Genomic DNA, 14,455 nt, shown 5'->3' on the forward strand with positions numbered 1-14,455 from the left:
TCACATTCTACGCATACAAAGATTAAAAATCCCAGATAGCCATAGGCTATCTGGGACTTGCTTTCCATCACTAAAATGTTGTCATCATTTTAGCTAGGTTTTAAGACTAGTCTTCCAAATTCACATCAGATGCGGATTCTTTCTTCTTTTTATTCTTGAAAAAGGCTGATGCCCAAGTTGCTATTCCTAATCCAAGAGCTGCTAATGGATTATTGGTAGTTCCTGTATTTGGTAAAGCCTTAGCATTTGGAGTAACTTTGACTTGTTCTGGTTGTGCAGGCTGTGGTTTAGGTGCTTGAGAGTGATTTGTAGCACTAGATACAGACGCACTTTCAGACAAGCTAGCTGAGGTACTTACGCTGCTGCTCATGCTTGTGCTTGTTGAAACTGCTTCACTTGTGCTGATTGAAGCTGACTGGCTAGCTGATACAGATGCTGAAGCTGATTGACTAGCTGAGCCATTGCTTGTGCTTGTTGAACCTGAACCGCTACCTGAGTTGTTGCTTGCACTGATTGAGGCAGAAATGCTGTCACTCAAGCTTGCGCTTGTTGAGACTGACTCACTTGCGCTGATTGATGCTGAAGTACTGTCGCTCAATGACACACTTACTGATTTGCTGAGTGAAACTGAATCACTTGCACTTACAGATTCAAGGTAGCTAGGAAGGTTAAACTCTGGCTTAGATTCGCTTGTTGGATCACCCTTACTATAGCTGAATGAGTTAGATTGTTGTGACGCACTTGTACTCAAACTGCTTGAAACGCTATTGCTAAGTGATGTAGATGTACTTACGCTGTTACTCAAGCTTACTGAAGTACTTGTTGAAACTGAAGTACTACTTGAGTTGTTGCTTGCTGATTCAGATGCACTGATTGAAGCGGACACGCTGTTACTCATGCTTGTGCTTGCTGATACTGAAGCACTGATTGAAGCGGACACGCTGTTACTCATGCTTGTGCTTGCTGATACTGAAGCACTGATTGAAGCGGATACGCTGTTGCTCATGCTTGTGCTTGCTGATACTGAAGCACTGATTGAAGCAGATACGCTATTGCTCATGCTTGTGCTTGCTGATACTGAAGCACTTGCACTTACTGAGACAGATTGGCTTGCGCTTACTGATGCTGAAGTGCTTGCACTTACTGAGACTGATTGACTAGCACTTACTGAAGTTGAGGCGCTTTCGCTCGCTGAGACAGACTGGCTGCTGCTTACTGAAACTGAAGTGCTCGCACTTACTGAGACTGATTGGCTAGCACTTACTGAAGTTGAGGCGCTTTCGCTTGCTGAAACAGACTGACTCGCGCTTACTGATGCAGAGGCACTTGCACTTGATGAAACAGACTCACTTGTCGCTTACTGATGCTGAAGTGCTTGCACTTACTGAGACTGATTGGCTAGCACTTACTGAAGTTGAGGCACTTTCGCTTGTTGAAACAGACTGACTGGCGCTCACTGAGGCCGAAGCACTTGCACTTGCTGAAACAGACTGACTAGAGCTTACTGAAACCGAAGCACTTACACTTACTGAGACTGATTGGCTTGCGCTCACTGACGCAAATGTGCTCGCACTTAATGAAACAGACTGACTGGCGCTTACTGACGCAGAGGTGCTCGCACTTACTGAAACCGAAGCACTCTCGCTCGCTGAGATTGACTGACTAGAGCTTACTGAAACCGAAGCACTTGCACTTACTGAGACTGACTGACTAGAGCTTGCTGAAACCGAAGCACTTTCGCTCGCTGAGACTGATTGACTGGCGCTCAATGAGGCTGCACTTTGGCTAGTTGACACAGACTGGCTCGCACTCACCGAGTTCGAAACACTATTGCTCGCTGAAAGAGAACGGCTGGCACTCAGCGAAACTGAGACACTCTTGCTCAAGGACACCGATTGGCTGCCACTCAATGAAGTTAAAGCGCTCTTGCTCAACGAAACGGATTGACTGGCGCTCAATGAGGCTGCACTTTGGCTAGTTGACACAGACTGGCTCGCACTCACCGAGTTCGAAACACTATTGCTCGCTGAAAGAGAACGGCTGGCACTCAGCGAAACTGAGACACTTTTGCTCAAGGACACTGATTGGCTACCACTCAATGAAGTTGAAGCGCTCTTACTCAATGAAACGGATTGACTGGCGCTCAATGAAGCGGTGCTCTGACTCACTGAGACAGACTGGCTACCGCTAACCGAGCCAGAAACACTATTGCTCGCTGAAACCGATCGGCTGGCGCTCATCGATGTCGATTGGCTATTGCGCAAGGAAGTAGACAAGCTCTGGCTAGCAGAAACTGAACGGCTGGCGCTCAATGAAGCAGCGCTCTGACTCGCTGAGACAGACTGACTACCGCTTACTGAGGCCGAAACACTATTCTCGCTGAAACCGAGCGGCTGGCGCTCATCGATGCCGATTGGCTATTGCGCAAGGAAGTAGACAAGCTCTGGCTAGCAGAAACTGAACGGCTGGCGCTCGTTGAAGCCGACGCACTCGCTGATGTACTAGCACTTACTGAGGCACTGGTTGAGGCAGACGCACTTGCTGACATTCTTGCTGATACTGAGGCACTTGTCGAAGCAGATACACTCGCTGATGTACTAGCACTTACTGATGCACTGGTTGACTGTCTTTGACTTAGACTAGTTGAAGCACTGCTACTCTTATACTCACTATCAGAAAGTTTTACAGTGAACGTATCCGTAGTCTTATCTTTATAGATAATGGTAACTGTTCCATTGTTACTAATAGTAAAGGAATCAATACGTTTTTCCTGCTTATTGTTTAGTTTCTCAACAGCCGCCAATATACGAGTTTTTTCTTGAGGTTTTAATTGAGAAACACTCTCTACCTGGAAGGTTTCAGTCGGTGCTACCCCTTCCATAATATCTGTCAGCCTACCTTGCACAATACGGACATTGCCCGGTGAATCATTTCCTGCACTATTACTATTACCAGCCTTATCCGTTGCTACTGCATTGCGTTGCCAGCTATTTCTACCATTTTTATCATACTCTAGATTATCATTCAAATGAGCTCTTACAGTAATACGGGCTGGACTAGCAGTAGTCGCTGTGATATTCCCCGTTAAATGCTCTACAGTTCCCGTCCCATATTTATTATCTTCAAAGAAATTACTTCCAAGGGCTGAGCCATTTGCATCTGCATTTGAAACGATCTTAAATTCTGATAATTGCCCGCTATTATCTGTAGCAGTGAAATTAATTTGAATATCATCTCCTGCGTACACAATATAGTTGCCATTTACAGGGGTCAGGGCTTGACCATTACGAGTCACCGTCGCACTTGGAACTGGAACAGCATCCACATTAGCTGGGATAACATTTGTAGTATTATCACGGTAGGTAATGGTAATATTCCCATTTTCAGCTACCGAAATCGTTCCAGTTACGCCATCTTTCGTAAAATCACTACCAGATAAAAGCGACTGGTTTTTTTCTTTAAATTTTTCAAGTACTTGATTGCGTTCACTTACAGTCAAAGAAGAGGGATTCTTAACAATAACGGTATCCCCACTAACTGGGTTGTTTCGTTCATTAAATCCCTTAATATGGAAATTCGTACGTGCTGTAGCAGTCTGACCATGAATATCTGTTACTGTATATTCCAGAACATAGGTACCAGGCTTATAGGGTTTCCAAGTTCTGTTTTCACGACCCACTGTCCCTATTATGTCAATGGTGTATGACCTTTGGGCACCTATTTGTCTCCCCGATTGATCATAGATATATAGATCTCCAAATACCCCTTTCTTGTTAGTTGGATAGTTCGGTGCATTTAAACCTGTAATAATAGCATTGGATGGGGAGCCCGTGATTTTAGCCATCCCTTGATCATCATTCAGCCTTATCTGAAAATTATTGACTGCTTCATCATTATAAATTGTGATAGTGGATGGCATAGAAATCGTAGGTGGTTTAGAGGCTGCACGTGAGTGTGCCCCTCTAGCAATTTCTGCCCCATTTCGTGCATCACGCACACCAGAATTAGCCGCCAACACAGCATTGACAATCGAATTACGCGCTGAAGTAGCTTTTTGCACTACTGTTGTTAAATCACTAGTTGGATCAGCGAGGGCTTTTTCAATTTCTGTTACTGCAGCATTGGCCTTAGCAAGAGCTGAATCCGTATTTGGTAAATCAACCGCTTTTGCTAGATAGTCACCTATTTCAGCTGAAAGATTGGTCAACTTCCTACGGTTTTCTTCTTGTTGTTTAGCAGTGACTTCTGAAGATGCTATTGCAACCGCAGCAGCTTCAATTAAGCTAGTTGTGACAGAAGTTGATTGAACTCCACTAACACTATTCTTACCAGTAATTTCAGTTATTTTTAATTCAGCAGAAGCACTGACAGACTCTTTTGGCGAAGTTGCTACAGTCTTATCTACTATTTGACTCTTCTCAGCTTGCTTGATCTCGCCCTTGCCTTGAGCTTGGTTCTTATCCGCTAGTACACCAGCAGCCAAGTTGTTGCTGGTTGCTAGAGCTTGGCTATTGCTCAAAGTAGTGCTAGCTAAACTTTGTCCTGCACCAGATGAAATAAAGCTGTCGGCAACATTGACCTTGATATCCAGCGATGTAGAAGTAGAAGCTGAGGCAGAGGTATCAGCTGATGCACTGGCTAAAGCTTTGTCCTGCTCTAAAGAAGCTGCGTTGTTAGCACTTTCTAGCTTAGCAGGTGCTTTGTTCTCGGATACCTTTGTAGCAGGCTCAGCACTCACTGACTTGCTAGTCAAGCTTGAATTGCTAGTCAAGACTGAACTACTAGCAGATACAGACTGGCTGACAGAAGCTGAGCTACTAGCTGAAACTGATTGGCTGATCGATTGGCTGATTGATTGACTGACAGACTGGCTAGTCGAGAGGCTAAGAGACACTGACTCACTTGTAGAGATAGAAGTGCTGACTGATTGTTCAACCGAAATAGAAGCTGATTCAGAGGCTTGTTCTGCTTTTGCTTTTTGCATTTCTGCTTGCGCCTGAGCAATGATCGAATTGGTACTTGCTTCTGCCGCTTCCTCATTATCCTTGACTTCAGCTGAAATGACAGCTTTATCTGTGTATTCAGATGTTTCATCCGCATAGACAGACTGCTCCTGAGTCACCATCAAGCCTGCCGCTCCAGCAGCTAATATTCCCCCTAAACCTGCAAGAGTGTTGAGGCTCAGATGATCGTGATCAAGCTCTTCTGTATCTGACAAGCTGTTTGAGACAACTTCTCCCATTCCACCAATACGAAAGAGATCGAGTTGAGAATTTGAAGCTTTTACCCAATTTTTCCCAGACTTATAGAGCTTGTACCGCTTCTTTTCGTCAATAATCTCGAAATCCTTGTTATATTTCTTACTTCGAAACATCGTTTTCCTTTCCTTTTTCAACATGCCAGCCTTTGTTAATCTCATGACCATTAGCAAAGAAACCGACTTATTGCGTGCTATAGTTTATAAGCAAAAATACACACTTTTAACATTTTTATGCTAGGTGTCCTAATGCCCCAGATAGTATTTTAACAAAAATAAGACAAGAATTCAATCTATTGGAATCTTTATTTATTGACAATAAGCTTAATAACTCAAGCTATCTTGAGTTATCTATATTAACCTAGAAATTTAAACTATAGATTATTATAAGAAATAACAATACGTAACTATTTATACAAAAAAGTTAGACAGCCTGTCCGAGATACATGACCTCAGACCCGTCTAACTTTTTTATTATATGTTGTTATGAATTAGCGAGAAAGATACTTAGTAATCCAAATCATCCGCATAACCAGCTCCATTTCCTACAAAGTAGCCTGTCTTACAGTTCATACTAAATAGGTAAGTGCCGTCTGGCTTAAAGAGATTGTAGTAGCCATTTCCATTGATAATATTAACTTTTTCAAGGATAAACTGGTCTCCTGTGATATAACCACGCTCGCGAGACACCTTGAGGATTGTTTCCAAGACATCTGGATTGAAGGTCCAAGCAGGATTGTTCACATCATCAATCGCAGCTTGATTGTAAGGCACACGGCTAAGGTGGCGCTGGAGGTTAACTCCTGCACTTGGCAGTCCGATACCAGTTTCTGCATTTCTAATACCACTAGGATCACTAGGCGCAGGATTAACAGCTGGCGGCGTTGATGGTGCGGCTGGTACTGTTGGCGTTGTTGATGGCGCTGACGGTTCCACTGTTGGACTAGGCGCCGGTGCTGGTAACTGTTGACTGCGTCCTTGAGCAATAGCTGCTTTCAAGACCTCATCTAACTTGTTATTACCCGTCGATACATCTGGAAGATTGGCGTTTTCTTTCACTTGGGCATCCGTCTTCAAGAGACCATCAACGATAGCACCTGTGTTGAATTGTGAATTGACACTTTGGATCGCAGAAATTTGCTTGACAAGGTCATCATATTTCTTCTTAGCAGCTGTATATTCTGAACTGCCAGTCAAGACATCCAACTTAGCCTTCAACTTGTCCAAATCACCAAATTTGTCATTTTTGATAGCTGTCTGACTGTCGTCAGTAAAGAAGCTAGCATAAAGCTCTTCAAATTCTTTAGCAGCCTCTTTCTTAGCTTCGCTAGAGCTTGTAGATTTCTTTTTGCTAGAAGAAACTGTCGAGCTGGTATTATCTGTCGACTTATGACCGCCTCGTCCCTGATAAAAATATAGGGTGGTTCCAGCAGCAAGCGCTACAAGTCCCAAAGCTGAATAAAGGAAACCCTTCTTCTTGTAGAAAGGCGCTGACTCGTCCTCATCTTCGTCCTCGAATACTGTTGGAGCTGGTTTTGATACTGGCTTGGTTGCTGGGATGATTGGTGCTTCCGCTGCAACTGTTAACGTTGACTGTGCGGCCGCTTTGTCCTCTTTATTTTCAACTTTAGCTGGTTCTACTGAAGGCAAGGCCACATTTGCAGGCTTTTCCTTCGCCTTAGCCTGACTCTGAAGCTGTTTGATTGTCTCCTGTATCAGAGCTTCTTTTTGTTGCGCCAGCTCTTCCATAATCCGCAGCTTTTTGGTCTCAAATTTCCCTGCCTCGATTTCGTCTCGGTGCTGTTTGATGTATTTATCAAGGATATTGTCTCCTTCTGTCACACCCGCTTCGACTTCCTCATTTTTTCGAGCAACCTGACCGACCGTCATCTCTTTAGCATCTTCTAAGTCAAGAATTGTTTCTTTTGGCTCTTGCTCTGTTGCCATCTTTTCTTCTTTACTCACAGTATTTCCTTTCTAATCCAGTTGTCTTTTGACCCTTTGGCCAAAGTATTGATATAAGTCTACTTTTAAAGTACCGTTGTAGAGTTTTCGTTTTTTGTCCGCCTGACTGCCGTATTTGGCTTCAAAGGCCTCGTCGCTAGTCAAGATAAATTTACTCCAGGTCTTCAAGGGAGCAAAGGTTTGTCCCATTTCTTGATAGAGCTGGGTCACCGCATCATCGTCCAACAAACGCTCACCATAGGGCGGATTGGAGATAATCACTCCATTGATTTTTTCCGTATGAAGGTCTTGCAGCCGCATTTGCTTAAAGTGAATCTGGTCAGCCACGCCGGCTTCTTCCGCATTTTTCTTGGCAATCTCTACCAGACGAGCATCCAAGTCCGAACCTGAAATATCCAGTTGGATGTCTTGGTCAATCTGAGACAGAGCTTCTGCCCGAAGCTGACGCACCAAGTCCTTATCTACCCAATTCCAATCTTCAAAAGCAAAGGAACGGTTCAAACCTGGGGCCATCTTCATCCCAATCATAGCTGCTTCGATACAGAAGGTTCCTGATCCACAAGTCGGGTCAATCAAGGGTTTGTCCGGATACCAGTTTGACAAAAGTAAAATAGCAGCTGCCATATTTTCCTTGATTGGCGCTCCGCCCTTCTCAGTCCGATAACCACGTTTGAACAAACTAGAACCACTGGTATCAATCATGACTGTCACAAGATCTTTTAAAATGGAAACTTCAATCTTAAACTCTGCTCCATTTTCCTGCAGGGGAACCCCCTCTGGACGGGCATAATGCTTTTGCAGTTTTTTTACAACTGCTTTTTTTGAAATGGCTTGAACGCTGGGCTCATTATGCAGTTTTGACTTGACACACTTAGCTTTAGAAATGGGAAATTTGGCACCTAAGGGCAGATAATTTTCCCAGTCCAAAGCAAAGACGCCTTGAAAAAGTTCTTCAAATGTTTTAGCTGGAAAGGTGCCCACAACAATCTTGATCCGATCTGCCGAGCGTAGCCATAGATTGGTTTGAATAATGGTTTTGACATCGCCACTAAAGCGGACACGACCATTTTCAACCTGACAATCTATACCCAAATCCCGAACTTCACGGCCGACCACGGCTTCCAGACCTGCCGCCGCTGTAGCAATTAAATTAAATTTTTCTTTCATTCTTTCTTACTCTATCACTATCCGCTTGGCCACGCCGTTAAAAACTGGCCTCAGCTAGAAAGCAGAATGTTCTTGCTTGGCTCCTCTTTTTGAGAAAAACCTTGCTTTCCTATTTTGTCCCTTGCAGCAATCTTCTGTCTAAGGGGCTCTATATCTTAATCAAAAAGCTAGCATACGCTAGCTAACCTATGTGCAATTTTCTATAAGCCATGTTTTGTTCCAGAAATGACTAGGTACCATCTCCTTCGATAATCATCTGTCTACTGTTTCCAGTCAGAATGCTATGTTCGTTTCCACGCATTCCGTGCCCCGACCAAAGTTTGGGTTGCTAGCTTGAGGGGTTTACCGCGTTCCACTTCTTCTGTTTCCAGAAGAACTACGTCACTGTGGCACTTTCAGACCTATTCAGACCTATCTAAAGACTTAGCCTTTTCAGTCGCCGTAACGGATTGCTCCGTCCCTAGGCTTATTGTTTCGCCTAGCACAAACACTACCAGCATCACAGCCGGTGCTAGCATGGACTTTCCTCATGAAAATATCAAATCTTCACGCGATTATCCAAAAATTGCACTCTGCAACATTATTGCTCTTCGCTGTCCAGAATCTGTTTGCCAAAAACTTCCTTTTCCAAACGGCTTAAGCGTTTCAAAATATCGAAGTTAGTCGCTGTTCCCATCTGTGGCATCTCAATCGTTGGTTGAGCTGGCTGACTAGGCGCCGAAGGAGTAACAGTCGCTTGATTAGATACTTGTTCTTTGAGAATATTAATCTCCTCACGCAACTCCTTTACCAAAGCTGCATAAGTTTCATAATCCTTGATCACATCATCCAAGAATTCATCCACTTCAGCTTTGCTATATCCTCGCACTTCGCGCTTAAAATCTTGATCAAAAATATCTTTTGCTGTATAAATAATACTCGCCATGCTCTCGCTCCAATCTAGTTTATCATATCCAATTATATACGAAAGCACCTATAAAAAGCAAGATTTATACCCTACTTTTCCGAAAAAATTTCTGCAACCTCATTCAGGTCATCAAATGTTAATTTTTTGATAAAATACTGTTCTTGATTTTTCATCTCCCTGTAAAGATACTTAAGGTTGGTCTCATTTTCCTCATCGTAAAATAGATAAGCTCCATCTGTATTTTGAAGTAGAAATTGGTTGTACTCACGAAACTGACTCGGATTTTGATAGCTAGGATAGGCATATTTAACGAAATCTACTTGTTTAAAATCCGTTAGTTTGGCCTGATTTCCTTCGTTCCAATTCTTTCCTTGATCTTCAAAAAGAAAAATCGTGGCAAGCTTAAAATTATAATCTTTTCTCAATTCCCGAGCGACTTCCAAAACCCAAGTTTCAAAACCTAGATTTCCCGTAAAGATGAGCCACTCCAATCCTTCATCCAGTAAGCGCTGTAAATCCCGTCTGACCGCCTCTTTGATGATTTTGATTCGCATGTCTTTTTCATTCATAATGCCAAGTTCAAAAGCCTTGTAACCTACAATTAATAGACTTGTCATTTATTCTCCCTCAAATAATATTTTTATGATATAATAGAGTGATGTTATTGTACCAATAAGGAGTTTTATGGTCAACTACCCTCACAAGCTAAAAATAAAAAGTAAATTAGCCCATCCAAGTTCAAAGACGGCTGTTAACTTTGCCAATCGTGGGATGTCTTTTGAGAAGATGATCAACGAATCCAACAACTACTACTTGAGTAGGGGACTCGCTGTCATTCATAAGAAGCCAACACCCGTTCAGATTGTCAAAGTGGACTATCCCCAACGCAGTCGCGCAAAGATTGTGGAAGCCTACTTTCGACAGGCATCCACGACTGATTATTCTGGTGTCTTTAAGGGACATTATATTGATTTTGAAGCCAAGGAAACACGGCAAAAAACAGCCATGCCCTTGAAAAATTTCCATCCACACCAGATTGAACATATGGAGGCTGTCCTTCAGCAAAAAGGAATCTGCTTTGTCTTACTTCATTTCTCCAGCTTGCGGGAGACCTATCTACTTCCGGCATCTTATTTGATTAGATTTTATAAGATGGATAAAGGCGGAAAATCCCTCCCTTTATCTTACATTCAAGAACATGGATTTTCAATCGAAACAAAGCAATTTCCAAGCATTCCTTACCTTGAAATTATCGAACAAAAACTACTAGGTGGTATCACAAATGAATAAACAAACCCTTTTGCAAGCCTTAAAATATCTTGCAACTGCCCTCTTATCTCTCTTTATCATTGGAGCTGTGACTGGCGTTCTTGTCTTTGCTTTTTATGCTTCCAAGGCTCCAACCCTCTCTGAGAAGGATCTTGTCGCAACTACCTCAAGTAAAATTTACGACAGCGATAATAATCTGATTGCTGACCTTGGTTCTGAAAAGCGGGTCAATACATCAACAGACCAGATTCCCACACAGCTGGTAGATGCTATCGTTGCGATTGAGGACCACCGCTTCTTTAATCACCGTGGGGTCGATTTTATTCGGATAGGCGGAGCCCTCCTGAGTAATCTTCGAGGAGGCGGACGTCAAGGGGGATCTACCTTAACCCAGCAGTTGATCAAGCTGACTTATTTCTCTACTTCCTCAGCAGATGCTACCCTTTCTCGGAAAATTCAGGAAGCATGGTTGGCGACCCAACTCGAGCGTAAGGCTACCAAGCAAGAGATTCTGACCTACTACGTCAACAAGGTCTACATGTCCAACGGGAATTACGGGATGCAGACAGCTTCCCAAAGTTACTATGGCAAAGATTTGAAAGATTTGACTCTTCCTCAGATTGCCCTGCTTGCAGGAATGCCTCAGGCTCCCAACCAATACGACCCTTACACAAATCCAGAAGCGGCCACTGAACGCCGTAATCTCGTATTATCTGAAATGTATGAACTCAAGTACATCTCCCCAGAGCAATACGAACAAGCTATCAATACACCAGTCACAGACGGCTTACAAAGTCTGAAAAGCTCAGCTAGCTATCCTGCTTATATGGATAACTACTTGAAAGAAGTCATTGAGCAGGTGGAAGAAGAAACAGGCTACAATGTCCTCACGACTGGTATGGAAGTTTATACCAACGTTAATACCGAAGCCCAGAAGAAATTGTGGGATATCTACAATACTGAAGACTATGTTGCTTACCCAGACGATGAATTGCAAGTGGCATCAACCGTTATGGATGTTACCAACGGGAAAGTCATTGCTCAACTGGGTGCTCGCCATCAGTCTTCCAACGTTTCTTTTGGTACTAACCAAGCAGTCGAAACAAATCGCGACTGGGGTTCTACCATGAAACCAATCACTGACTATGCCCCAGCTTTAGAATACAATGTTTTCACTTCTACCGCTGCCTCCATCCAAGACGCTCCTTACTATTTCCCTGGAACATCCACTCCAGTCTATAACTGGGATAAACGTTATTTTGGCTGGATTACCATCCAATATGCCATCCAAGAATCTCGTAACGTTCCAGCCGTCAAATCGTTGGAAGAAGTCGGATTGGATAATTCCTTGAAATTCCTCAACGGTCTTGGCATCAATTATCCTGAAATGCACTATTCTAATGCCATTTCAAGTAATACAAGCAAGGCTGGCAACCAATACGGAGCAAGTAGTGAAAAGATGGCTGCTGCTTACGCTGCCTTTGCTAATGGCGGAACTTATTACAAACCACAATATGTCAACCGAGTTGTCTTTAGCGATGGAACAGAAAAAGTCTTTTCAAATGGTGGTTCAAAAGCCATGAAGGAAACGACAGCCTACATGATGACAGACATGATGAAGACCGTTCTTCAGTCTGGAACTGGTACTAATGCTGCCATTCCAGGTGTCTATCAAGCAGGTAAAACTGGTACTTCCAATTATGCAGATGATGAACTTGATAAGCTAACCAAACCTTACTACTATTCTAGCATTGTCACACCAGATGAGCTGTTTGTCGGCTACACACCACAATACTCTATGGCTGTTTGGACCGGTTATTCAAACCGCCTCACTCCCGTTCTAGACGATGGAGTTAAGGTGGCAACCGATGTTTATCGTTCTATGATGCACTATTTGACTGGCTACAGCAATGAAGACTGGACACCACCTAGTGGACTTTTCCGTAGCGGATCTTACCTCTATCTCAATGGTACTTCAACCTACAACCGCGCTTATACCCAGCAGTATTCCAGCTCGACTTCTGAATCAAGTTCAGAATCTTCAAGTCAAAGCTCAAGCGAATCCAGCGAAGAAGACAGTACTAGCAACTCTAATTCCCAAACAAGTTCAACTAGTTCTGGAACAACCAACAGCACATCTAGTTCTAACCAAGGAGCTGAACATCGCTAAAGCAAAAAAGAGAGTGGGACAGAAATCGGTAATTCGTTAGAATTCGATTTCGTCGTCCCACCTCCGCACAGTTGAGTGGGCTCTACTACTGCGTCTTGCTCGATAATCCAAAGACAATTGAGAGGCTAGGACTTTTGAACTGCACCCCAAAAGTTAGACAGAAAAAAATCTAACTTTTGGGGTGTTTTTATTATGAAATTAACTTATAAAGATAAAGTTCAAATCTATGAACTTAGAAAACAAGGGCGAAGCTTCAAAGAGCTCTCAAATATATTTGGGATAAAAATTCCCAATCTTCAGTACATGATTAAATTGATTGATCGTTATGGAATAGAAATCGTCAAAAAAGGAAAGAATTGCTACTATTCACCTGAACTAAAACAAGAGATCATTGATAAAGTTCTACTTGAAGGTCGTTCACAAATAAGGGTGTCTCTAGATTATGCTCTTCCAAGTGTTGGAATGTTGCCTAATTGGATAGCACAATATAAGAAAAACGGGTATACTATTGTTGAGAAAACAAGAGGGAGACCGCCTAAAATGGGACGTAAACCAAAAAAGAAGCCCGAAGAGATGACAGAGCTAGAGCGACTTCAGGAAGAATTAGAATATTTGAGAGCGGAGAATGCCATTCTAAAAAAGTTGAGAGAACTCCGATTGAGGGACGAAAAGGATCAAGAAGAAAAGCAGAAATTGTTCAAGGATTAGTAACAGAGTTTGCCTTAGAGATTCTTCTAAAGATTATTAAGCTAGCTCGTTCAACCTATTATTACCAGCTAAAGCAATTAGATAAAAGCGATAAAAATCATGATATTAAGGCTGAAATTCAAGCTATTTTTACTGAGCATAAAGGAAATTATGGTTATCGCCGAATAACACTCGAATTAAGGAATCGTGGTTTTGTAGTGAACCATAAAAAGGTCCAACGTCTAATGAAGGTCCTTGGTCTAACAGCTCGGATTCGTCGTAAACGCAAGTATTCTTCATACCAAGGAGAAGTTGGCAAGAAAGCAGATAACCTTATTCAACGCCAATTTGAAGCATCCAAACCAATGGAAAAGTGCTATACAGATGTGACAGAGTTTGCCATTCCGATAAGCAGTCAAAAGCTCTATTTATCACCAGTTTTAGATGGCTTTAATAGCGAAATTATCGCCTATAATCTTTCTACGTCACCGAATTTGATACAAGTGAAAGATATGCTGGAGCAGGCATTTACAGAGGAACATTACACAAATACCATCCTCCATAGTGATCAAGGATGGCAGTATCAACATCAGTATTATCATCGTTTTTTAGAGGATAAAGGAATCCAACCGTCCATGTCACGTAAAGGAAACAGTCCAGATAACGGTATGATGGAGTCCTTCTTTGGTATTCTTAAGTCTGAGATGTTTTATGGTTATGAGAAGTCGTTTAAATCACTTGAGCAATTGGAACAAGCTATTGTAGACTATATTGATTACTACAACAACAAACGGATTAAGGTAAAACTAAAAGGACTTAGCCCTGTGCAATACAGAACTAAATCCTTTGGATAAATTAATTGTCTAACTTTTTGGGGTCAGTACATGTCAGTTGCCCCTTTTCTTTTCTGCTTTGCTGTTTCCACTCTTTCAAAATTGAGACTGTATCAGTATCTAAAGGGATTTGCCGTACAGAAAATTTATTTTTCGTTCCTTTCTCCACTGGTTTCCTTTAATCCTACCTAAATTTTTGT

General features: G+C 42.5%; 10 protein-coding genes and 1 other RNA gene. 4 read left to right on the plus strand and 7 right to left on the minus strand.

Annotated features, from left to right (window positions below; translation table 11 throughout):
* Nucleotides 1–106: 106 nt before the first annotated feature.
* Nucleotides 107–751 carry an LPXTG cell wall anchor domain-containing protein gene (locus I872_RS12385; RefSeq protein ID WP_261765081.1) on the minus strand — a complete coding sequence of 215 codons (645 nt, stop codon included), beginning with the start codon at nucleotides 749–751 and terminating at the stop codon, nucleotides 107–109.
* 16 nt (nucleotides 752–767) lie between these two features.
* Between I872_RS12385 and I872_RS12390 the strand changes: the two genes are divergently transcribed.
* Complete coding sequence (locus I872_RS12390) at nucleotides 768–1,157, plus strand: hypothetical protein (RefSeq protein WP_015605364.1); 390 nt, start codon at nucleotides 768–770, stop codon at nucleotides 1,155–1,157.
* Between the two features lie 1,196 nt (nucleotides 1,158–2,353).
* Here the strand turns inward: I872_RS12390 and I872_RS12090 are convergent.
* From I872_RS12090 to I872_RS06635, 6 genes are all read right to left on the minus strand, one after another.
* A complete protein-coding gene (locus I872_RS12090) occupies nucleotides 2,354–5,374 on the minus strand; it encodes a MiiA motif-containing surface protein (protein WP_015605366.1) in 3,021 nt (1,006 codons plus the stop codon).
* A 390-nt stretch (nucleotides 5,375–5,764) separates the two neighbouring features.
* Nucleotides 5,765–7,222 carry a cell division site-positioning protein MapZ family protein gene (locus tag I872_RS06620; RefSeq protein WP_015605367.1) on the minus strand — a complete coding sequence of 486 codons (1,458 nt, stop codon included), beginning with the start codon at nucleotides 7,220–7,222 and terminating at the stop codon, nucleotides 5,765–5,767.
* Nucleotides 7,223–7,234: 12 nt separating this feature from the next.
* Nucleotides 7,235–8,389 carry a THUMP domain-containing class I SAM-dependent RNA methyltransferase gene (locus I872_RS06625; protein ID WP_015605368.1) on the minus strand — a complete coding sequence of 385 codons (1,155 nt, stop codon included), beginning with the start codon at nucleotides 8,387–8,389 and terminating at the stop codon, nucleotides 7,235–7,237.
* 198 nt (nucleotides 8,390–8,587) lie between these two features.
* An RNA gene (rnpB, locus tag I872_RS10970) (RNase P RNA component class B) lies at nucleotides 8,588–8,955 on the minus strand.
* 14 nt (nucleotides 8,956–8,969) lie between these two features.
* Nucleotides 8,970–9,314, minus strand: a complete 345-nt coding sequence (gpsB, locus tag I872_RS06630; RefSeq protein ID WP_015605369.1) for a cell division regulator GpsB — start codon at nucleotides 9,312–9,314, stop codon at nucleotides 8,970–8,972.
* Nucleotides 9,315–9,385: 71 nt separating this feature from the next.
* Complete coding sequence (locus I872_RS06635; RefSeq protein WP_015605370.1) at nucleotides 9,386–9,913, minus strand: SLOG family protein; 528 nt, start codon at nucleotides 9,911–9,913, stop codon at nucleotides 9,386–9,388.
* Nucleotides 9,914–9,980: 67 nt separating this feature from the next.
* Between I872_RS06635 and recU the strand changes: the two genes are divergently transcribed.
* From recU to I872_RS10975, 3 genes are all read left to right on the plus strand, one after another.
* Nucleotides 9,981–10,586: a Holliday junction resolvase RecU gene (recU, locus tag I872_RS06640; protein ID WP_015605371.1), complete on the plus strand. Its 606-nt coding sequence runs from the start codon at nucleotides 9,981–9,983 to the stop codon at nucleotides 10,584–10,586.
* Nucleotides 10,579–12,735, plus strand: a complete 2,157-nt coding sequence (pbp1a, locus tag I872_RS06645) for a penicillin-binding protein PBP1A (protein ID WP_015605372.1) — start codon at nucleotides 10,579–10,581, stop codon at nucleotides 12,733–12,735. The genes recU and pbp1a overlap by 8 nt, the downstream gene beginning before the upstream one ends.
* A gap of 192 nt (nucleotides 12,736–12,927) precedes the next feature.
* Nucleotides 12,928–14,276, plus strand: a protein-coding gene (locus I872_RS10975) for an IS3 family transposase (RefSeq protein ID WP_095666424.1) whose coding sequence is annotated in 2 segments (ribosomal slippage) — nucleotides 12,928–13,360 and nucleotides 13,360–14,276 — 1,350 coding nt in all. Because the reading frame shifts where the segments join, the coding sequence is not laid out codon by codon here.
* Nucleotides 14,277–14,455: the final 179 nt, after the last annotated feature.

The sequence above is a fragment of the Streptococcus cristatus AS 1.3089 genome (assembly GCF_000385925.1).
GTDB lineage: Bacteria > Bacillota > Bacilli > Lactobacillales > Streptococcaceae > Streptococcus > Streptococcus cristatus_B.